Annotated in this window: 23 protein-coding genes; 14 read left to right on the top strand and 9 right to left on the bottom strand. The window is 67.5% G+C overall.

From position 1 onward, the window contains the following. Positions 1-19 precede the first annotated feature (19 nt). From ACFOLC_RS08600 to ACFOLC_RS08585, 4 genes are all read left to right on the top strand, one after another. The gene (locus tag ACFOLC_RS08600; RefSeq protein WP_386758829.1) at positions 20-1,729 is read left to right on the top strand and encodes an alkaline phosphatase; all 1,710 of its coding nucleotides are present in this window, start codon (positions 20-22) and stop codon (positions 1,727-1,729) included. Positions 1,730-2,079: 350 nt separating this feature from the next. Next, complete coding sequence (locus ACFOLC_RS08595) at positions 2,080-2,754, top strand: hypothetical protein (RefSeq protein WP_386758828.1); 675 nt, start codon at positions 2,080-2,082, stop codon at positions 2,752-2,754. Between the two features lie 19 nt (positions 2,755-2,773). Then, positions 2,774-3,025, top strand: coding sequence for a hypothetical protein (locus tag ACFOLC_RS08590; protein WP_386758827.1), 252 nt, complete (start codon positions 2,774-2,776; stop codon positions 3,023-3,025). Between the two features lie 10 nt (positions 3,026-3,035). Then, a complete protein-coding gene (locus ACFOLC_RS08585) occupies positions 3,036-4,007 on the top strand; it encodes a CorA family divalent cation transporter (protein ID WP_386758826.1) in 972 nt (323 codons plus the stop codon). Between the two features lie 40 nt (positions 4,008-4,047). On the opposite strand, the gene ACFOLC_RS08580 is transcribed toward ACFOLC_RS08585, so the two are convergent. Further along, entirely contained in the window at positions 4,048-4,500 is a 453-nt protein-coding gene (locus tag ACFOLC_RS08580) for a CopD family protein (RefSeq protein WP_386758825.1), read from the bottom strand. 212 nt (positions 4,501-4,712) lie between these two features. Between ACFOLC_RS08580 and ACFOLC_RS08575 the strand changes: the two genes are divergently transcribed. The 3 genes from ACFOLC_RS08575 to ACFOLC_RS08565 all read left to right on the top strand — a co-directional run bounded on the left by ACFOLC_RS08575 (position 4,713) and on the right by ACFOLC_RS08565 (position 7,038). Then, on the top strand, positions 4,713-5,321 hold the full coding sequence (locus tag ACFOLC_RS08575; protein WP_386759034.1) for a class I SAM-dependent methyltransferase: 609 nt from the start codon (positions 4,713-4,715) through the stop codon (positions 5,319-5,321). Positions 5,322-5,428: 107 nt separating this feature from the next. Further along, positions 5,429-6,697 carry a polyhydroxyalkanoate depolymerase gene (locus ACFOLC_RS08570; RefSeq protein ID WP_386758824.1) on the top strand — a complete coding sequence of 423 codons (1,269 nt, stop codon included), beginning with the start codon at positions 5,429-5,431 and terminating at the stop codon, positions 6,695-6,697. Between the two features lie 59 nt (positions 6,698-6,756). Then, the gene (locus ACFOLC_RS08565) at positions 6,757-7,038 is read left to right on the top strand and encodes a TFIIB-type zinc ribbon-containing protein (RefSeq protein ID WP_386758823.1); all 282 of its coding nucleotides are present in this window, start codon (positions 6,757-6,759) and stop codon (positions 7,036-7,038) included. A gap of 68 nt (positions 7,039-7,106) precedes the next feature. Here the strand turns inward: ACFOLC_RS08565 and ACFOLC_RS08560 are convergent, their stop codons facing one another. The 3 genes from ACFOLC_RS08560 to ACFOLC_RS08550 form a co-directional block, all read right to left on the bottom strand. Next, positions 7,107-7,283 carry a DUF6289 family protein gene (locus ACFOLC_RS08560; RefSeq protein ID WP_386758822.1) on the bottom strand — a complete coding sequence of 59 codons (177 nt, stop codon included), beginning with the start codon at positions 7,281-7,283 and terminating at the stop codon, positions 7,107-7,109. Between the two features lie 161 nt (positions 7,284-7,444). Further along, positions 7,445-8,371 carry a sensor domain-containing protein gene (locus tag ACFOLC_RS08555; protein ID WP_386758821.1) on the bottom strand — a complete coding sequence of 309 codons (927 nt, stop codon included), beginning with the start codon at positions 8,369-8,371 and terminating at the stop codon, positions 7,445-7,447. After that, positions 8,368-8,733 carry a PadR family transcriptional regulator gene (locus tag ACFOLC_RS08550; protein ID WP_386758820.1) on the bottom strand — a complete coding sequence of 122 codons (366 nt, stop codon included), beginning with the start codon at positions 8,731-8,733 and terminating at the stop codon, positions 8,368-8,370. Before ACFOLC_RS08550 ends, ACFOLC_RS08555 begins: the two co-directional genes overlap by 4 nt. 150 nt (positions 8,734-8,883) lie before the next feature. On the opposite strand from ACFOLC_RS08550, the gene ACFOLC_RS08545 reads away from it, so the two are divergent. From ACFOLC_RS08545 to ACFOLC_RS08535, 3 genes are all read left to right on the top strand, one after another. Then, positions 8,884-9,378 carry a HupB gene (locus ACFOLC_RS08545; protein WP_386758819.1) on the top strand — a complete coding sequence of 165 codons (495 nt, stop codon included), beginning with the start codon at positions 8,884-8,886 and terminating at the stop codon, positions 9,376-9,378. Between the two features lie 195 nt (positions 9,379-9,573). Continuing rightward, complete coding sequence (locus tag ACFOLC_RS08540; RefSeq protein WP_386759033.1) at positions 9,574-10,452, top strand: peptidylprolyl isomerase; 879 nt, start codon at positions 9,574-9,576, stop codon at positions 10,450-10,452. Between the two features lie 67 nt (positions 10,453-10,519). Continuing rightward, positions 10,520-10,954 (top strand): hypothetical protein, encoded by a 435-nt coding sequence (locus ACFOLC_RS08535; RefSeq protein ID WP_386758818.1) that lies wholly within the window; start codon positions 10,520-10,522, stop codon positions 10,952-10,954. A 150-nt stretch (positions 10,955-11,104) separates the two neighbouring features. Here ACFOLC_RS08535 and speG read toward each other — a convergent pair whose 3' ends face one another. Next, positions 11,105-11,647: a spermidine N1-acetyltransferase gene (speG, locus tag ACFOLC_RS08530; protein WP_386758817.1), complete on the bottom strand. Its 543-nt coding sequence runs from the start codon at positions 11,645-11,647 to the stop codon at positions 11,105-11,107. Between the two features lie 116 nt (positions 11,648-11,763). Here speG and ACFOLC_RS08525 point away from each other — a divergent pair, with 116 nt between their 5' ends. Continuing rightward, complete coding sequence (locus tag ACFOLC_RS08525) at positions 11,764-12,054, top strand: hypothetical protein (protein WP_386758816.1); 291 nt, start codon at positions 11,764-11,766, stop codon at positions 12,052-12,054. A gap of 9 nt (positions 12,055-12,063) precedes the next feature. Here the strand turns inward: ACFOLC_RS08525 and ACFOLC_RS08520 are convergent, their stop codons facing one another. The 4 genes from ACFOLC_RS08520 to ACFOLC_RS08505 all read right to left on the bottom strand — a co-directional run bounded on the left by ACFOLC_RS08520 (position 12,064) and on the right by ACFOLC_RS08505 (position 16,826). Then, a complete protein-coding gene (locus ACFOLC_RS08520) occupies positions 12,064-12,948 on the bottom strand; it encodes a DUF2785 domain-containing protein (protein WP_386758815.1) in 885 nt (294 codons plus the stop codon). A 1-nt stretch (position 12,949) separates the two neighbouring features. Further along, complete coding sequence (locus tag ACFOLC_RS08515; RefSeq protein ID WP_386758814.1) at positions 12,950-13,744, bottom strand: DUF4349 domain-containing protein; 795 nt, start codon at positions 13,742-13,744, stop codon at positions 12,950-12,952. A gap of 112 nt (positions 13,745-13,856) precedes the next feature. Continuing rightward, on the bottom strand, positions 13,857-16,532 hold the full coding sequence (locus ACFOLC_RS08510) for a TonB-dependent receptor (RefSeq protein WP_386758813.1): 2,676 nt from the start codon (positions 16,530-16,532) through the stop codon (positions 13,857-13,859). A gap of 162 nt (positions 16,533-16,694) precedes the next feature. Further along, a complete protein-coding gene (locus ACFOLC_RS08505; RefSeq protein WP_386758812.1) occupies positions 16,695-16,826 on the bottom strand; it encodes a hypothetical protein in 132 nt (43 codons plus the stop codon). Positions 16,827-17,115: 289 nt separating this feature from the next. Between ACFOLC_RS08505 and ACFOLC_RS08500 the strand changes: the two genes are divergently transcribed. From ACFOLC_RS08500 to fdhD, 3 genes are read left to right on the top strand one after another with little or no spacing between them, the layout of a single operon-like run. Beyond that, positions 17,116-19,428, top strand: coding sequence for an FdhF/YdeP family oxidoreductase (locus ACFOLC_RS08500; RefSeq protein ID WP_386758811.1), 2,313 nt, complete (start codon positions 17,116-17,118; stop codon positions 19,426-19,428). Further along, a complete protein-coding gene (locus ACFOLC_RS08495; protein WP_386758810.1) occupies positions 19,418-19,654 on the top strand; it encodes a helix-turn-helix domain-containing protein in 237 nt (78 codons plus the stop codon). The genes ACFOLC_RS08500 and ACFOLC_RS08495 overlap by 11 nt, the downstream gene beginning before the upstream one ends. Beyond that, positions 19,639-20,457, top strand: coding sequence for a formate dehydrogenase accessory sulfurtransferase FdhD (fdhD, locus tag ACFOLC_RS08490; RefSeq protein ID WP_386758809.1), 819 nt, complete (start codon positions 19,639-19,641; stop codon positions 20,455-20,457). Before ACFOLC_RS08495 ends, fdhD begins: the two co-directional genes overlap by 16 nt. Positions 20,458-20,610: the final 153 nt, after the last annotated feature.

Here is a 20,610-nt window from a genome sequence, read left to right as displayed (position 1 = left end):
CCGATCTGAAGCCTTGCCGATGTCACGACTGCCCAGCGTCAGCCTCGCCCTCGCCCTCGCCACCACGCTGCTCGCCAGCGCCTGCGCCGGCACCGCGCCGGTGCGCACCGATGCGACTGGCTCCGCCCTGCAGGTCGACGTGCCGCTGATCCGCCACCCCGACGCGGAAACCCCGGCGTGGTGGTTCCGCGACGGCGCCGCCCAGGCCGCGCAGCGCGGCGCGATGGCCGGCAAGGCGAAGAACGTGATCCTGTTCGTCGGCGACGGCATGAGCCTGACCACGGTCGCCGCCGCGCGCATCCTCGACGGCCAGCGCAAGGGCGGCCCGGGCGAGGAGAACCGGCTGAGCTGGGAGCGTTTCCCGGCGACCGCGCTGAGCAAGACCTACAACACCGACTCGCAGACGCCCGACTCGGCCGGCACGATGAGCGCGATGGCGACCGGCGTGAAGACCCGTGCCGGCGTGCTCAGCATCGGTCAGCAGGCCGCGCGCGGCAATTGCGCGCAGGCCCAGGCCACGCCGATCCTGACCCTGTGGGAGCTGGCCGCCAGCCGCGGCTTCGCCACCGGCGTGGTCACCACCACCCGCGTCACCCACGCCACGCCCGGCGCGACCTTCAGCCACTCGGCCGACCGCAACTGGGAGAACGACACCGACCTGCCCGAAGACGCCAAGGCCGCCGGCTGCGCCGATATCGCCCGGCAGATGATCGAATCGCCGTTCGGTCATGGCCCCGACGTGCTGATGGGCGGCGGCCGCGGCAACTTCATGACGGTCGAGCAGCGCGACCCCGAGTACGACGACAAGGTCGGCCAGCGCCTCGACGGCCGCGACCTGATCGCCGACTGGAAGCAGCGTCACCCCAACGGCGCCTATGCGTGGAATGCCCAGCAGCTCGCCGCCGCACCGGCCGATGCGCCGTTGCTGGCGCTGTTCGAGCCCGACCACATGCAGTACTCGCACGACCGGCCGCAGGACGGCGCCGGCGAGCCGACGCTGGCCGAGATGACCCGTGCCGCGATCACGCGCCTGCACAAGAACCCGAACGGCTACGTGCTGCTGGTCGAAGGCGGCCGCATCGACCACGCCCACCACCAGGGCAACGCCTACCGCGCGCTCACCGACACCATCGCGCTGAGCGAGGCGGTGCAGGCCGCCAACGAACTCACCTCCGCCGACGACACCCTGATCCTGGTCACCGCCGACCACGCCCACACGCTGAGCTTCGTCGGCTATCCGGTGCGTGGCAATCCGATGCTCGGCAAGGTGCGCGGTGGCAGCGGCGAGGACGGCGACCCCACGCAATACGCGCGCGACGCGCTCGGCCTGCCCTACACCACCCTCAACTACAGCAACGGCCCTGGCTACGTCGGCGCCAGTGCGCAACAGCCGGAAGGCCCCAAGCGCTTCCCGCACCACGCCAGCGGCACGCAGGTGGCCGAGCACGGCCGCCCCGACCTGAGCAAGGTCGACACGGAGCATCCGGATTTCCTGCAGGAAGCGCTGGTCCCGACCAGCGCCGAATCGCACGGCGGCGACGATGTCGGCATCTGGGCGCGTGGCCCCGGCAGCGAAGCGGTGCGCGGCAGCGTCGAACAGAACACGATCTTCCACTTTCTGCTGCAGGCGATGCCGCAGCTGCGCGCCACGTTGTGCGAGGCCGGCGATTGCGATCGCAACGGCGTGCCGGTGGAATTGCCGAAGCCCGAGAAATTCAAGCAAGGCTGAGCCGCGCAGCATCTGCGCGGCGCAATCGACATGCGCCGCGCGTAACTTCTGAATAAAAACATCCGCATTGGGGTTGACCCGGGCGGCGCACGGGTCGATCATGCGCGCCGCACTCAACCCGCCCAGAGGCCACTCACCTTGGACAGTCGATCTAGACCTTCGCTGCAGCCCACGCGCTGACGGAACGCATCAGGTCTGGATAAGTCCCAGGTCGGCGCCGTCCGCGCAGGACGGAGCCGAATCGTTCGAGCCGCCAGGTTCGAGCCTCGAATCTCCACACAAGCAACGCTGGTTCGGTAAAGACCCCGAGAGGGAGGTCTTTGGCATTTCCGTTTGTCCGGAGATTGCCAATGCCCTTGAAGTTTCCGTTCGCCATCGTGATGGCGTTGATCACCACACCCGTCGGCGACGCACGGGCAGGCGCCAGTCTGCTCGTCGATGACGCAGCCATCACGCCGGCCGGCCACTGCCAGGTCGAAGCCTGGGCGCGCGCCTATGCCCCCGGCCAGGAACTCACCGCGGTGCCGGCCTGCAACCTGGCCGGTACCGAATTCGGCCTCGGCCTCAGCCAGTACGCCCATCCCTCGCACGGCCCGATTGCCAGCCTGGGGCTCAAGCACCTGTTGCGCGACTTCGACACTCACGACTGGGGCCTCGGCGTCTCGCTCGCCACGACCTGGAACGGCGCGCACAACCACGGCGAGGGCTGGGCGCTAAACGTCCCGGCCAGCGTCGCGCTCGATCCGCAGCGACGCACCGTGCTGCACGCCAATCTGGGCTGGAGCGAACCGCGCAACGGCCCCGACGCACTGACCGGCGGCCTTGGCATCGAGCACGTGCTCGCCGCGGAGTGGACGCTGTTGGCCGAGGCCTTTGGCGACCACCGCGGCGGATTCACCGCGCAACTCGGCGTGCGCCGCGCCCTCAACGACCGCGCCAGCCTCGATCTGATGTTGGGCCACCAGGACGGCATGAAACACGCGCCCTGGCTGACCGTCGGCCTCAACGTCCTGCTACCGAACTGAGCACTCCAGGAAACTTCCCATGAACATCAAGCGCGAACGCAGCGCCGCGAAGAAGTCGCGGCTGGAGAACGAGGTGATCCTCGCCGTGGTGATCCTGTACCTGCTGTTGTCCGGCGCCCTGCTGGCGATCCATTTCGCGATGCCGAGCGGTACCGAGACGGTGACGTCTTCAACCTCGCCGTCACATGGTGAGCCCGTGCGGAAGGCACCTGCCGCCCCGAACGCGAAGACAGCCGCCGATACCACTGCAGCAGACAAGAACAAGAATTGAGGAGCCCGCGATGATCCGTTCCATCCACCGCAACCACGACAAGATCGAGACCCGCGCCGGCATCGCCGAACTGCCGGTCGAAGGCGGCTTCCTCTGGATCGACGTCGGCCAGTCCGATGCCGACACGCTGGCCGAACTGCGCGTCCGTTACAACGTCGATCCGCAGCTCGCGCACACCAGCGTCCACGAGGACGAGGAGTACCTGTACCTGTTCGCCGAGATCGTGGCGATGGACGAGCGCCGCGAGCCGGAGTTCCACAAGGTCACCTTCGTGCTCGGCGACCGCGTGCTGGTGACCCTGCACGACACTGCCGAGTTCACCCCGCTCAATCGCGCCATGCAGCGCCTGGCACGGCGGCCGCAGCAGGCCACTGACGCCAAGTCGCTATTGCGCATGATCCTGGCCGGAATCAACGACGGCACCAGTCAGGTGATCGAAGCCATTGCCGAGGCGCTGGAGCAGACCGCTGACACCATCGCACGGCTGTCCAACGAGACCGGCACGGACGGCCGTGAACTGGGCGTCAGCGATCTCACCGAAACACTGCTGGAGCTCAACGACAGCGAGGAGCTGATCTCGAACTGCCTGGAAAGCCAGCTCGCACTCGCACGCGTGGTGCGCTACCTCAACGGCGAGGTCGATCCGCGCAAGGATCCTGACCTGCAGGGACTGGTCAAGGAACTGATCGCCGACGTCAACGGCGTCAAGGAGCACGCCGCCTTCGAGCACGACAAGGTGCGCTATCTGCAGAACTCGGTGGTCGGCCTGCTCAACATCAAGCAGAACCAGATCGTGAAGGTATTCACCATCATCACCGCGGTGTTCCTGCCGCCGACCCTGGTGGCCACGTTCTACGGCATGAATTTCTCGGTGATGCCCGAGCTGAGCTGGAAGCACGGTTTCGCGATGTCGATCGTGCTGACCCTGGTCGCCGCGTTGTTGCCGCTGATCTACATCAAGCGCAAGGGCTGGCTGCGTTGAATCAACGGCAGTCCCGCCGGGTGCATCCCCGGCGGTGGCGTCAGAACGGCTTGGCCAGCACCAGGTAAACCACCGCCACCAGCAGCAGCACGGGCAATTCGTTGAACCAGCGCAGCGTCTTCGACGACGGCAGCGCGCGGCCGGCCTCGACGCCCTTGAGCCAGCGCCCGCTGACGATGTAGTACGCCAGCAGCAGCGCGACCAGGGCGAGCTTGGCGTGCAGCCAGCCGCTGCCCGGCGCCACCATCGTCGGGAAACCGGACACGAGCTTGTAGCCCCACCACAGCACCAGGCCGAGCACGAAGGCGAAGCCGAACATGATGTGGCCGAAGCGGTACAGGCGCCGCCCCATCAGCAGCAGGCGCGCCCGCACGGCCTGTTCGTTGCCGGCCTCGGCCAGGTTGACCAGGATCCGCGGCAGGTAGAACACCGCGGCCATCCACGCGATCACGAACACGAGGTGGGCGGTCTTGGTCCAGAGATAGGCGGTCATCGGGTGAGGCCCTTCGATGCATGATGAGGTCTTAGCGCGATAGGATGCCACGTTCCCCCTCCTATCCTTCACCGTTCGTGTTGAGCGTAGCGATGCGCAGCGTCGCGAAGTCGAAGCACGGGCAGTCACGGCATGCCCTTCGACCCTTCGACAAGCTCAGAGCAGGCTTTCGCCGCTACGCGGCTACGCTCAGGGCGAACGGATTTTTCATGATCTCCAAACAGTACGACCACGCCTATTTCGAACGCTGGTACCGCGATCCCGCGCTCAAGCAGCTCGCCATCGGCGGCAAGGCCCGGCTGGCGCGCAAGGTCGCCTTGGCCGTGGCTTCGGCCGAGTACCACCTGGAGCGCCCGATCCGCAGCGTGCTCGACATCGGTTGCGGCGAAGGCGCTTGGCGCGCGCCGTTGCTGAAGCTGCGCCCCAAGCTGCAGTACCTGGGTTTCGACAGCAGCGAGTACGCGATCAACCGCTACGGTGCGCGCCGCAACCTGCGCTACGCACGGTTCGGCGACTTCGAGCACCTGCGCCCGTGCCCGCCGGTCGACCTGCTGGTGTGCAGCGACGTGCTGCATTACCTGGACACGCGCGAACTCGACCGCGGCCTGCCGGCCTTGGCCGAGTTGTGTGGCGGCGTCGCCTTCCTCGAAACCTACACCCGCGAGGACGAGACCGACGGCGACGACGATGGCTTCAAGCGGCGGCCGGCGAAGTTCTACCGGCAGCGGCTGCAAGCGCTGGACTTCACCGCGCTCGGTTCGCACCTGTGGCTGGCACCGCATCGGCGCGACGGCCTGGCCGCGCTCGAACGGCTGGGCTGAAAGGCACACATACGGGGCCTGTTGCCGATTCACGTTGGCACCGGCACCTTCCGCTATGCTGCGCCGCAACATGTCGCCCCGTGCGGGCCCAGATGGATTCCGACGCAATGTTTCTTTACCAGATGCACGAACTCGGCCGCGCCTGGATGGCGCCGATGACCTACTGGGCCGAGGCGAGCGCCAAGATGTTCTCCGCGCCCGGCAGCTGGTTGTCGAGCACGCCCGGCGCCGCGCAGCTGGCCGCCGGTTGCGAGCTGATGTATCGCATCGGCAAGGATTACGAAAAACCCGAGTTCGGCATCCACTCACTCGAGATCGACGGCGTCGCCTACCCGGTGGTCGAACGCGAGATGCTGCACAAGCCGTTCTGCCGGTTGCTGCGCTTCAAGCGCTATGCCGACGATGCCGGCAACCTGCGCGAGCTCAAGAACGACCCGCCGGTGCTGGTGGTCGCCCCGCTGTCAGGCCACCACAGCACGCTGCTACGCGACACAGTGAAGACGCTGCTGCGCGACCACAAGGTCTACATCACCGATTGGGTCGATGCGCGCATGGTGCCGCTCGAGGAAGGCGCGTTCACGCTGGACGACTACGTCGCCTACATCGAGGAGTTCATCCGCCTGATCGGCGCCGACACCCTGCACGTGATCAGCGTGTGCCAGCCGACCGTGCCGGTACTGGCGGCGGTGTCGCTGATGGCCGCGCGTGGCGAGGCCACGCCGCGCTCGCTGGTGATGATGGGCGGACCGATCGACACGCGCGAGAGCCCGACCCCGGTCAACGACCTGGCCACGCACAAGCCGCTGTGGTGGTTCGAGGGCAATTTGATCCACCCGGTGCCGACGAGTTACCCGGGCCACGGCCGCCGCGTCTACCCGGGGTTCCTGCAGCACGGTGGCTTCATGGCGATGAACCCCGAGCGCCACTTCCAGTCGCACTGGGACTTCTACCAGGACCTGGTCAAGGGCGACCTCGAGGACGCCGACGCGCACCGCCGCTTCTACGACGAGTACAACGCTGTGCTCGACATGCCTGCCGAGTACTACCTCGACACCGTGCGCATCGTGTTCCAGGAGCACCTGCTGCCGCGCGGGCTGTGGGAGGTCAACGGCGAGCGCGTCGACCCGTCGCAGATCCACGGCACCGCGCTGCTGACCATCGAGGGCGAGCTCGACGACATCTCCGGCCAGGGCCAGACCCGCGCCGCGCACGCACTGTGCAGTGGCATCGCCCAGGCCGACCGTGAACACCTCACGGTCCCCGGCGCCGGTCACTACGGCATCTTCAGCGGTCGCCGCTGGCGCACCCAAGTGTATCCGCAGGTGCGCGATTTCATCGCCCGCCATGCCGAGGCCGCCTCGACCACGGGTGCTTGATTCTTCGGCGTCACGCCCAGACCTTCTTGGTTCCCGTCCTTCAACCTGAGGAACTCCCGATGGATTGCCCCGTCTGCCGCGACGTCAAACTGGCGATGACCGATCGCCAAGGCATCGAGATCGACTATTGCCCGCAATGCCGCGGCGTCTGGCTGGACCGCGGCGAGCTGGACAAGCTGATCGAGCGCGCCTCCAGCGAGGCCGCGCCGCCTGCCGCTCCACGCCCCCAGAGCCCTCCGCCTCCGCCGCAATACGACACGCGCGGTCATCACGGCGGACATTCGGACCATTACAAGTACAAGAAGAAAAAGAACCTGCTCGGCGAGCTTTTCGATTTCTGAGGCGATAGACGTGAAGCCAGAAGCCCCGCCAATCGGCGGGGCTTCTCGACAGTTACCCAGACCGTCCCTTACTCGGTGGCGGTATTGCAGCCCTGGATGAACACCCTGTTGCCAGTCGCCACGCCCCAACGGCCGTCGGCCGCACCGCAACCGGCAGTCCACGAACCGACCAGCGCGCCTTCCTCGTCGTAGTACCTCCAGGTGCCCTGCCAGTTCGCCATCGCACTGAACGACGCGGCTGCCATCACACCTACCGCCAAAGCCACTGCCAAGATCCGGATACGACGCATGCCCTTTCTCCTTGGATGAGCGCGGCAAACTTCCCGCGTCCGCAAGGTAGGCCAGGCGGCGCGACGGTACTGTTAACCCGGCCGCATTCCTGCCGCGCATCGCGCCGGCCGTCGGCTCAGTAGTACTGGGCCGATTTCACCAGCATGTGCTTGGCCAGCTGGCCGTGCAGCGCGCCGATGGCGCGTGCCACATGCAAGGTGCAGAACAACAGCAGCACGCCGGCGATGAAGACCAGCGGCCAGGCCCAGGGCTGGTGCTGCATGACCAGGTTGATGCCGTCCAGCTCGAAATACCCGGACGCGCCGAACAGCAGCGCCACCGGCGCGACAATCAGCGACAGAGAGAGGCTCAGGCCGATCACCGCCAGCACGAAGTAGGCGACACCCAGCGGCAGCATCAGCAGGAAATACAGCTGCGTCGACCAGGTGCGCGGGTCGATGAACATGTCCTTGATCCGCTCCAGCCACGGCTTGCCGCGCTCGCTGTACAGCGGTCGCCGCGGCATGCGCTCGCCGAGCATGACCTCGACGATGCGGCCCTCGACCAACGACAGGATCCGCACCGAGCCGAAGTACAGGATCAACACCGGAATGCCGACGATCAGCACCGACATGCCCGCCGAGAAGCTGATGCCGAACACCACCCAGGTGAAGTAGAAGATGCCGGTCGCCAGCGACAGCAACATGTAGAACAGCGCGGCATAGGTGCGCGGTTCGGCGGCGACACCGAAGAATCGGCCCAGCAGGGATTCGCGTGGCCGCGGCGGCGGCGGCCGCAGTGCGGTCTGCACCGTCACCTCGGTGTCGCGGTAGATGTCGGCGACCTCGTCTGGGGCACCGTAACTGCCGGCGACCGCGGCGATCACCTCGGCCTCGCTCTTGCCGGGATTCTCTGCCAGCTCCGAGCGCAGGTACTCCTCGGCGTCGTACAGCGCGTCCTGCACCAGCGCCGGATCGGCGCCGGCCAGCGACTTGCGCAGCCGTTCGAGGTAGTCGGGGATCGTGGTCGGCAGGGCAGCGTTGAAAGTGTTCGACGCGTTCATTTGGGCAGTCCTTCAAGGACGGAATCGACGGAATCACGGGTGGCGCGCCAGGCGGCGCTCCATTCGCGCAGGACCTCGCGGCCTGCGTCGGTGATGCGGTAGTAGCGGCGCGGTGGGCCGGACAGGGAGGGCTCGACGTGGCTGTCGAGCAGGCCGGCCGCGCTGAGGTTGCGCAGCACCGGATACAGCGCGCTTTGCTTGCCGCTGAGCACGCCTTCGCCCTCGCGCTCCAGCCGCTTGGCGATCTGGTAGCCGTACATCGGCTCCTTGGCGGCGCCCAGCACGGCCAGCAACGCCAGCGACACGGTGCCGGCGCTGAGTTCCTTCTGGAATTTCCGCAGGTGGCTGTCGAGGTCGGTCATGGCGGGTCTGGCTGTCTCGACGCCAAGGTAGTACTAACTTCGATATACCGACCCTGCCATTAGTCATCCGCCCTGCATTTTCATGGCGTCGACCCCCGACCTGCTAAGACGACCCGCGCAGCGATATCCCTCGCAGCGAGGAGACCCGACATGCCACGCGGCGACAAATCCGCCTACACCGAGAAGCAAAAACGCCAGGCCGAACACATCGAAGACAGCGAGCGCGAACAGGGCCGCTCGGAAGAGGACGCCGAGCGCATCGCCTGGGCCACGGTCAACAAGCGCGACGGCGGCGGCAAGAAGTCCGGATCGGGCCGTGGTGCCAGCAAGACGGCGAAGAAAACCAGCAAGACCGCCCGCAAGAGCACGAAAAAAACCGCCAGGAAGGCGACCACGAAGGTCGCAAAGAAAACGGTCAGCAAGGCCGCCAGGAAAGCGACCAAGAAGACCGCCAGCAAGACCGTGCGTAAAACCACCCGCAAGACGGCCAAGAAAACCGTGAAGAAAGCCGCCAAGCGCCCGGCCAAAAAGATCGCGAAGAAGACGGCCCGCAAAGCCGCCAAGAAGGCCGCCACCAAGACGGCGCGCAAGGTCGCCCGGACCGCAGGCAACACCAGGCACGGCGGCGACGGCGCTCGCCTGTGATCCCGCACGCAGGCCGGACTGGTCGTCGCCGCGGCGCTGGGCCAGAATCGCCCGATCATCCGCCTGGGGAATTCCGCCGTGTCGAAACCACGCCTGTGGTCGTCCGTCCTGTTGTCACCCGCCCTGCTGATCGCCTTTTCCGCCGCTCATGCCGGCGGCCAGGATCCTGCGACGCCTGCAGCCAAGCTGCGTTCGATGCAGGAAATCCTCGACGCCACCCAAGCCGGTGACTGGCGCACGCTCGACCCGAAGAACACGCTGTACCTGGATCTGGCCAACGGCCGCGTCGTCATCGAACTGGCCCCGGCGTTCGCGCCGGCCCATGTCGCCAACATCCGCGCCCTGGCCAAGAGCGGCTACTGGAACGGCCTGAGCATCAACCGCTCGCAGGACAACTTCGTCGTGCAATGGGGCGACCCGGCCGAGGACGACAAGGACCGCAAGCCGCTCGGCCGCGGCGCCAAGGCCAAGCTGCCGGCCGAGTTCGCGCGCAAGAGCGACGGCCTGGTGTTCGACCGGCTGCCCGATGCGGACGGCTGGGCGCCGGAGGTCGGCTTCGTCGACGGTTTCCCCGCCGCGCGCGACCCCGCCGCCAAGACCGCCTGGATGGCGCATTGCTACGGCACCGTCGGCGCCGGCCGCGACGTCGCCGCCGATTCCAGCAACGGCACCGAACTGTATGTCGTCACCGGCCAGTCACCGCGCCAGCTTGACCGCAACATCACCGTAGTCGGCCGCGTCGTCCAGGGCATCGAGCTGCTGTCGGTGCTGCCGCGCGGCACCGGCCCGCTCGGTTTCTACGTGCAGCCCACGCAACGCACCCCGATCCAGGCGATCCGCCTGGCCGCCGACGTGCCGAAGAAGGAGCGCACCGCGATCGAGGTGCTGCGCACCGGCACGCCGGCGTTCGCCGAACTGGTCGAAGCACGCCGCAACCGCCGCGACGACTGGTACAAGCACATGGCCGGGCATATCGATCTATGCAACGTGCCGTTGCCGACGCGGGCGCCGCCGGTGGCACCAGCGCAGGCCCAGAAGGCACCGTCAGCGAAGGGGAAGAAGGCACGCAAGTAAGGTCGCCGGCTTCGACCGGAGCACGGCCGATCCTGTGTCGTTTGTGCAGTTTGGCCAAGGAGCAAACATGTCGGCAGCCGGAGGCAACGTCACCACAAAGATGTTGGGAGACGCGGGCGAGCACTACGCGCTCAGCCAGTTCACCTTTGCCGGCAAGCCCGCATCAAAAATGCCCGATGGCTGGACCGGCTATGACCTCGCGGTCGAGTCCGGCCAGGGGCTGGTGCGTGTAAGCGTCAAAACCCGCAGCGAGACAGCCAGTTGGAAAGCCGGCAGCTGGTTCATCTTTGATGAGCGGCTTGAGTGTGACTGGCTTGTTTTTCTGTTCTTACCAGTCAATGTCGCCGTTCGCTCCTGGGTAGTTCCTTTCTCGGTCGCAAGAGAGTTCGGCAATAAGCCTCTCCCCACCAGAAAAGACCCACACAACAGGGACGTGTCCTTTGCCAAGCTCAACCGTGAGCCGCTCGCCCGCTACGAGAACAATTGGGGGCTAAGTCCATAACCGCGCGGCCATAGTCTAGACATGCAAGCACGTAGGATGGGTAGGGCGAAGCGAAACCCATCAACGCAGGCCAACGGGGACAGCCATTCCATCATGGCAACGATGGGTTTCGCCTCCGGCTCAACCCATCCTACGCGGCTGTGCGACGCCTCAATCCGGATCGCTACCACGCCCCAGCACCTGATGCTGGAACAGGCACATCCGCACCACGTCGTGGTAGCGGCCGTCGCTGAAGAACTCGTCGATCAGCACGCCCTCACGCTGGAAACCAGCATCCTCGTAGATGCGGATCGCGCGCACGTTGTCGACGTCGACCAGCAGGTACAGCTTGTACAGGTTGAGCACGCGGAAGGCGTAATGGATCGCCAGCCGGGTGGCGGCCTTGGCGTAGCCGCGGCCCTGCTGCTCGGGCGAGATCATGATCAGGAATTCGGCGCGCCGGTGCAGGTGATCGATCTCGACCAGCTCGACCAGGCCGACGCGCTCGTGGCCGCCGTCCTCGACGATGAAGCGGCGCTCGGACTGGTCGTGGATGTGCTTGCGATAGAGCTCTTCCAGCTCGACGAAGGATTCGTACGGCTCCTCGAACCAGTAGCCCATCACGCTGCGGTTGTTGTTGAGCACATGAACGAAATGCAGGTCGCCGCGCTCGAGCGGACGCAAGGTGATGCCGACAGGGATGGTCGTATCCATGCTGACACCCTACTCCATCGCAATGACGTCGAGAGGCAGGCCGTATCCGCCATCACGCCGCCTTAGCCCGGCGCTGCATAGCCTCGTGTCATCCCACACAGAAAGGTGGTAGCGCCATGCCCCTGCTGCGCTTGCGCGTGACCGGCAGCGATGACGATGCCCGCGCCATCGGCAACCTGCTGGTCAGCATCGACGGTATCGAGCACGTCGAAGAAGTCGCCGACCTGATGCCGCGCATGGACGACGCCGATTCCAGTTCGGCCGGCCTGCCCGACGACCGCGGCCCGGGCACGCACGAGTTGGAAATCGAGGCCCCCAACCTGTCCACCGCCAACAAGGTGCGCGAGGCGGTGGAAGCGCTGGCGTTCGATCTCGACGTGCTGGTCGAGTTCGAGAGCGACGACTGACCTTAGGCCTCAGGGCATCGTCTTGAGCGCGGCGACCACGCCCGGCAACAGCACCTTCAGGCGCGCGTCGTCGGAGTTGTCGGCCTCGACGTAGACCGCCTGCAGGAAGGCAATCAGATCGTGGCGCCGTGCCAGCCAGGCGCTGTCGCGCCAGGCCAGCGCGGGGTCGCCCAGGCGCGGCACCAGTGCGGCGAACCAGGCGGTCCAGCCGGCCTCGTCGTACAGGCCGCGTTGCGCCGCATACAGCACCGGCGCGGCCAGCCGTTGTGGCTCACCGAAGACGTAGGCGTGACCGGCTTTCGGCACGGCTTGGGCGGCGGCCGCCTCGACCACGCGCGACAGCTGTGGCACGTCCAGCGCCGGGTTCAGGGTCAGCTGCATCAGCCAGTCGGCGCCGTGGGCGACGCCGTGGCGCCAGCCTTCGCGCGGGTCGTAGCCGCGGTAGTCGCGCACTGATTCGACATAGGTCACCGCGCGCAACACCATCGTGGCGCGCTCGGCCGGCGTCATCCACGGCGCGATGCGGTCAGTGCGCGCGACCTCGGCCAGCACCAGCGCAGCAAACGGCCAGCGCAGGCCGTTCTTGTCCGGCTGGGCGAGCGTCGCGTACAGGCGATCGCGCACGGTGCGCAGCGTTTCCACGGGCAACTCACCCTTGCGCATCCACGCTGCCAGTGCGTCGTAAGCAATGCCGTCGCGCAGGGTGGGATCGGGATCGCCGAGACATTCGAGCAGGCCCAACGCCAGGGTCGGCTGCGCCGCCGTATCGGGCAGCACGAATTGCGACTGCTTCAGCGTCGCCAGTGATTCGCTGGTCCAGCCTGCGGGCGGGCATGGCCCGGCGAACACCGGCGCGGCCAACAGCGCGAGCGACAACATGGCCAGGCGCCGCATGTCAGCGCCCTCCACGACGGCGACGCAGGCGCCGGATCACCAGCACCACGATCAGCAGCACCGCCGCCACCGGAATCAGGAACGCCGCCGCGCGGATCGTCCAGGCGGTGCCCGCGGACAGGGTGCGGCCGAAATCGCGCACGGCCTGGCCGATCTCGCTGCGTCCGCTCTGCCCACGCGGAGGTTCAAAACGGATCGTGAGTTTCTGCGTGTCGATGCGCAGGCGGTGCTGCGCGCCCTCCTGCTCGGCGGCCTGCAGTTGCGCCTCGACCTGCGCCAGCTGCTGCGACAACGCGATCATGTCGGCCACCGCCAGGTCACGGCGCTGCTGGAACGCGAGCAACTGCGTGCGCTCGTTCTGCAGCCGTTGCTGCGCCAGGTTGTTGTCGCGCACGACCACAGCCAGATCCTCGGCGTGGGTGCGACGACTGCCGATCTCGCCGTCCTTGCCGGCCAGCGCGATCAGCGGATCGACCCCGGCCGGAACGACGCGCACGCTCAGGCTCGCACTGGGATGGTCACCGCCCTGCTGGCTCACGTCGAGCACCGTGCAGGCCCCGAAGCGGTTGTCGTTGCAGGCGGCCTGTACCTGCTGCAGGCGCTGCACGATGCGTTCGGCCGGCAACGCGACCTGCGCATGGTGCTCGTACGCCAGCATCGCCCCGGGGCGATGCGCCACCGGCGCAGCCGCGCCGGAGCCGGCCGACTCCATCGCCTGCTGCGGGCTGCCGCCGCCGCACGCCGTCAACGCGGCAACCACCACAAGGGCCATGACGGCCACGGTCGGATTTCGCATCGCCTTTCCTGTCCAAGGATCGGAGGCGACTATGCCATCACGCCGTCGGCCACGACCAGCCGTGGGCACGGCACCCGCGCCACCGGGGCGGACGGCGCGGATGCCGCGTCGATCAGAACACGTACTTGACCCCGACCGTGACGAAGCGGCCGAGCGCGTCGTATTGGCTGATGTCGTACGGCAATGCACCGCCGGCCGGATCGAACGGCGGATCGGCGTCGGCCAGGTTCTGCACCGACAGGTACAGCGTGGTGTCGCGCAGACCTTCGTAACCGACGTACAGGTCGAAGCGGTTGCTGTCGTCGATGTTCGTCGCCAATCCCGGGTTGCTGCTCGCCGTCACCACCTGCTGCGTGTAGCCACCGATGTAACGCCATGACAGCTGCGCGCTCCAGTCGCCGCGCGCATAGCCCAGCGAGGTGATGCCGCGCCATTTCGGCAGCGCGCCGAAACGGTTGCCGCCGGCGCCTTCCCGCGCAGCTTCGCCGGCGACCTGTGGCTGCTCGTAGCTGAGCAGGCGCGTCCAGGTGCCATCCAACGTCCAGTCGGCGTCGCCGGCATGCCAGACCTTGCGGCCCTCCAGGTCGAAGCCGGTGGTGGTCAGCGTGCCCTGGTTGGCGTAACGGTTCTCGACCAGCTGCAGGCGGCCCTGCGCGTCGCGCGTCACCCGGTCCGGGTACAGGTCGGGGTTGGAGACGATCGCCTGCACGTTGTCGGGGCTGATCAGGTCCTTCTGCTCAATGCGGTACAGATCGATACCGAGGCTGCTGTCGGCATCGGGCGACCACAGCACGCCGAGGTTGAGGTTGCTGGAGCGCTCCGGCTTGAGGTCGGGGTTGCCCGCGCGCAGCACCGTGACGCCGCGCGAACTGCCGGGCTGCACCGGATCGTAAGGGTCGATCACCGAGCCGTAGCTGATCGTGGTGCTCTGCGCGTTCTCCGGGAACGACGGCGCGCGGAAGCCGCGCGAGGCGTTGAACCGCACCAGCCAGGCGTCGGAGGGCTGCCAGCGCACGCCAAGCTTGGGCGAGAACGCACTGCCGAAGTCGTCGTAGTGGTCGCCGCGTCCGGCCAGCTGCACTTCGACCTGCTCGGCCGGCTTCAGGCTGAACTCGACGAACGCCGCCGAGACGTTACGCTCGCCGTCGATCAGGTTTATCGCCGGGCGCAGCTCGGTGCCCGACAGCACCTGCGGGCTGGTGCCGGCGTTCTGCGACTCGTGGCGGAATTCGACACCGGCGGCGACGCCGACATCACCGGCCCACAGCTGCCACGGGAAACCGGACACCTTGGCGTTGACCGAGGCCAGGTGGTACGAACCGGGCCGACGCGTGGCCAGGCGCAGCGCGTCCAGCGACCCCGGCGTACTGGCCGGATCGAGGAAGTCGTAGCTGCCGTCGGCGAGGATCTGCTGGAACACGTAGCGGTTGACGAAGTTGCGGGTGAACTCGCGCTGCACGCTTTCCGAGTAGTTGCCCGCGACCTCCCAGTCCCAGACCTCGCCGCGGCCACGCAGGCCGAACAGCGCGCGACTGAACTGCGACTGGTTGATCTTGTAGCGCGCGCCGAGGTCGAGGAAGGTGTACTCGAACGGCGCCGGCGTCGCATACGGATTGGACGGGTTGCCGAGCGGCAGCACCACCGGAATGTCGACCAGACCGCCGGTGCTGGCGTCGTACGCGCGCAGGCCCGGACCGACCGTCAGCGGCGCGCCGAAGTAGGTGCCGTTGTGGCCGTGGCTGTACAGCAGCTCGGCAAAGCCCTGCACGTTGTCGTTGAACCAGACATCACCGGCCAGTGACGCCTGGTAACGCTCGGTCGCCGGCAGCAGGGTGCGGAACGGCTGCGTGTTGAACGCGCAGGCGTCGCCCGGCAGCGGGCTGCCGAAGTCGGCGTACGGCCGCAGCGTCGTGCCCGGCTGGCACGGATCGAAATGCACCGGCGCGCGCGGATTGCGCAGGTAGGCACCGCCCTGCGTCGACCAGCCGGCCAGGCGCCCACCGGGCTGATCGCGGTAGTCGCCGTCGCGGGTGAGGTCGCGCTCGTCGGCGTCGAGGCGATCGCGGTTGAACACGTCGAGGCTGAAACGCACGCTGTAGCCGTCGCGGTCGGGGTCGCCGCGACCGGCGCGCACGCCCACGGTGGTCTGGTCGGTGCCGCCTTCGGTGGCCGCACCGTAACTGGCATCGAGCTCGACGCCTTCGATCTTGCGACGCAAGAGGATGTTGACCACGCCAGCGATTGCATCGGAGCCGTACAACGCCGACGCGCCGTCCTTGAGGATCTCCACGCGCTCGACTGCGCCCAACGGCAACGCATTGAGGTCGACGAAGTTGTCCTGGGTGTTCTGGGCGAAGCCATACGCGGCCACGCGCTGGCCGTTGACCAGCACCAGCGTGTTCTTCTGGCTCAGGCCGCGCAGTGATACACCGGCCGAGCCGTTGGCGAAGCTGCCGGTGTACTGCTCGTTGAAGCTGTTACCGCTGTTGACGGTGAGGCTGCGCAGCAGGTCGGCGACGGTGACCTTGCCGCTTTGCTCGATCTGCGCGCGGTCGAGCACCAGTACCGGATTCACGCCGGCCTCGTCGCTGCGCTTGAGGTGGGTGCCGGTGACCTGCACGGCATCGAGGGTGACGCCGGCATCGGCCGCGGCGGCGTCATCGGCGGACGCATCGGCCTCGGCCGCCAGCGGCGCGGTCAGCACGGCCGCCAGGGCCAGGCTCAGACGTCGGTAACGCACCCGGCGCTGCGCGCCGGCGGGAGACAACGAAGCAACGAAGGACGACATCGGGCAACTCCGGGGGAGAGAAACGGAAAGAAAAGAAAGGTCCGTCCGGAACGGCACGCCTCGCGGCGCACACCGAGTCCAGTCACGTGGGAGGGAGACAGACGCAAAGCCGGCGTGGCTTCGACGCGCGTGCCGATCCGAACGGATGAACGGAGAGCAGGCTCAGCCCAGGCAGGGCATCGCCCGCGGCGTACACGGATAGCGACCGGCGATCTGCAGCCAGCGCAGGCGGCGGGCTTCGGTGGCGGATGCGGGAAGGGCGTCCACGGTGGTGTCGCGGGCGGAGCGGATCATGGCGGCAGGACTTCGGGCGTGATGGTTACAGAACGAGGGTGTCAGGCAGCAGTTGTCGCGAGACGACACAGGCAGCGGGCGCCGGGCATTCGGCGGTGGCTGCGACACAGGTTCTGGCGATGCGACGGAATCACGCGGGCAGTGGGCTGGCGCCGCCAAACGGCGACCCGGCTATTTGTGCATTGCAATAGCGACGCGGCAACTGACCGGCGGCCATGCCCACATAACCGTCGGTTCTAAGCCCATGCGATCGGCCTATCATGGCGGCTGACGCACCGCTGCCATCGCCATGTCCGACGACAAGACCGTCCACCGCTACGACAAGCCCGCCGGCGGTTGGGATGCGCTGAAGAGCTCCTGGCAGGCGCTGCGCGAGCAGGAGGTGCTGCTCAAGGGCGCCAACACCCTGCTGCGCGCCAACCAGCCCAAAGGCTTCGACTGCCCGGGCTGCGCCTGGCCCGACCGCAACCCGCACTCGACCTTCGAGTTCTGCGAGAACGGGGTCAAGGCGGTGGCCAACGAGGCCACTTCCAAACGCGTGACGCGCGAGTTCTTCGCCGAGCACACGGTGAGCTGGCTGGCCGCGCTGGACGACCACACTCTCGAAGTGCAGGGCCGCCTCACCGAGCCGATGGCCTTTGATGCCGCCAGCGACCGCTACGTGCCGATCGGCTGGGACGAGGCGTTCGCCCGGATCGCCGCGGCATTGAAGGCGCTGGCCTCGCCGGACGAAGCGATCTTCTACACCTCCGGCCGCACCTCCAACGAGGCCGCCTTCCTCTACCAGTTGTTCGTGCGCGAATACGGCACCAACAACCTGCCCGACTGCTCGAACATGTGCCACGAGCCGTCGGGTGTGGCGTTGACCGAGCAGCTCGGCAGCGGCAAGGGCTCGGTCACACTGGAGGACTTTGAGCACGCCGACGCGATCTTCATCTTCGGCCAGAACCCCGGCACCAACCACCCGCGCATGCTCGGCGAGTTGCGCAATGCCGCCAGGCGCGGCTGCCGCATCGTCGCCTTCAACCCGCTGCGCGAGCGCGGCCTGGAGCGCTTCGCCAACCCGCAATCGCCGGCCGAGATGCTCGGCGGCAGCAGCACGCAGATCACCTCGGACTACCTGCAGCCACGCATCGGCGGCGACCTCGCCGTGGCGACGGCGCTGGCCAAGGTCGTGGTCGAACGCGACGCCGTCGATCGCCCGACCTTGGACAGAATGTTCATCGCCGCCCACACGCGCGGCTTCGACGCCTTCGCCGAGGCACTGCGCGCGACGCCGTGGAGCGAGCTGGAGCGCGAATCGGGCCTGGGCCGCGAGCAGCTTGAGCGTGTCGCGCAGACCTACATCGACAGCCGCGCCACGATCCTGTGCTGGGGCATGGGCATCACCCAGCACCCGCGCAGCGTCGCCACCATCCAGATGCTGGCCAATCTGCTGCTGTTGCGCGGCAACATCGGCAAGCCAGGTGCCGGCCCCTGCCCGGTGCGCGGCCATTCCAACGTGCAGGGCGACCGCACGATGGGCATCTACGAGCAGCCCGCGCCGGCCTTTCTCGACAAGCTCGGTGTGGCCTTCGACTTCCAGCCGCCGCGCGCGCCCGGCTACGACACCATCGCCGCGATCGAGGCGATGCGCGACGGCCGTGCCACGGTGTTCTTCGCGATGGGCGGCAACTTCGCCGCGGCCACGCCCGACAGCGCGCAGGTGCACGAGGCGCTGCGCCGCTGTGCGCTGACCGTGCACGTCAGCACCAAGCTCAACCGCTCGCACCTGGTACACGGCCGCGACGCACTGATCCTGCCGTGTCTGGGCCGCACCGAGATCGATCTGCAAACCGGCGGGCCGCAGGCGGTGACGGTCGAGGATTCGATGAGCATGGTGCACCTGTCGTCGGGCATGAACCCGCCAGCCTCGACGCAGCTGCTGTCGGAACCGGCCATCGTCGCGTGCCTGGCCGCGGCGACGTTGCCGCGCAGCAAGACGCCGTGGCGGTGGTTGATCGAGGATTACGACCGCGTCCGCGCGCGCATCGCGCAGGTGATCGACGGCTTCGAGGATTTCAATGCGCGGGTGCGCGTACCCGGCGGGTTCCACCTGCACCACCCGGGCCGCGAGCGCGTGTTCCCGACCGCCAGCGGCAAGGCAACGTTCTACGTGCACCCCCTGGCGCATCCCGTAGGAGCGGCTTTAGCCGCGAGTTCACCTCCTGAAGGCAATGAAAGCTCGCGGCTAAAGCCGCTCCTACAGTTGATGACGGTGCGCTCGCACGACCAGTACAACACCACCGTGTACGGCTTCGACGACCGCTACCGCGGCGTGCACGGGCTGCGCAAGGTCTGCTTCATCAGCGCGCACGACCTGCAATGCCTGGGGCTGCGCGACGGCGAGCAGGTCGACATCACCTCGGTCTGGGACGACGGCGAACGCAGCGTGCGCGGCTTTCGCCTGGTCGAGTACGACATCCCGCCGGGCTGCCTGGCCAGTTACTTCCCCGAAACCAATGCGCTGGTGCCGCTTGGCCACCACGCCGAACGCGCGCGCACGCCGGCATCGAAGGCGATCCCGGTGCGCCTGACCCGCAGCAGCGCCGATGAGCGATGAAACGGCGCTGGCCCTGCTGCGGTTGCTGGCGCAGGAAGACGGCCAGTCGCTCCACCGCATCGCCAAGCGGCTCGGACTGGGCGTGAGCGAGCTGCAGCGCCTGCTGACCGCGCTGGGCACCGACCCGCGCTACGACGGCCTCGATCTGGTCGAGCAACGCCGTGACGGCGAGCTCCAGCGGCTGTGGCTGACCGACAAGGGCAAGCAGCTATGTCGGACGACGTGAACGAAGACGTGAACGATGCCTTGCGCGCGGTGCGAACGCTGCGCATCCGTGGCGCGGCACACAGCGAGCACGACGACCGCGTGATCGTCGAGGCGCCGGTCGCGCTGCTCTACAACGGCGAGCCGTTCGCGGTGATGATGGCCACGCCCGAATCACTGGAAGACTTCGCGCTGGGCTTCGCCCTCAGCGAGGGCATCGTCGCCGCGCGCGAGGAGTTCCGCCTGGTCGATACCGTGCACGTGGATGACGGCATCGCCCTGCACGCGGCGATCCCGCAGGCCCGCTTCGATGCACTGCAGGCGCGACGCCGTGGTCTGGAAGGACGCAGCGGCTGCGGCCTGTGTGGCATCGAATCGCTGCAGGCAGCGATGCGACCGGTGCCGAACGTGGGCGCATCACCGGCCGTGTCGACAGAGCGCATTCGCGATGCACTCACGGCACTGGCGCAGCAGCAGCCCTTGAACGCGCTCAGCGGCGGCGTGCACGCCGCCGGCTTCGCTCACGCTGGTGGGCTGCTGGTGCGCGAGGACGTCGGCCGCCACAACGCGCTGGATAAACTGATCGGCGCGCTCGCCAGCCACGACCCGGCGATTCGCCCCGACAGCGGCTTCCTGGTGATCACCTCGCGCGCCTCCTACGAAATCGTGCACAAGGCCGCGACCGCCGGCATTGGCCTGGTCGTGGCGATCTCGGCGCCGACCGACCTGGCGATCCGCACCGCCGACCGCGCCGGACTGACCCTGGCTGCCTTCGCCCGTGGCGATTCGCTGAACGTGTACAGCCATCCGCAGCGCATTGCCTGACGGCATGCCGCGGCCGACGCGGTCTTTGACAAGACAGTCGGACAAGATCGGCAAGAACAATCGCCGCCGGACTCAACCAACGGCCCATGCGGCCAGGGCGGGCGAGACGATATCCTCGCAGGGTCGCGGCCTGCCGCCTGTTTCGAGATCTGC

Source organism: Lysobacter cavernae, assembly GCF_042648505.1.
Classification (GTDB): Bacteria; Pseudomonadota; Gammaproteobacteria; order Xanthomonadales; family Xanthomonadaceae; genus Lysobacter_L; species Lysobacter_L cavernae.
This window is presented reverse-complemented; position numbering and strand designations above follow the sequence as displayed.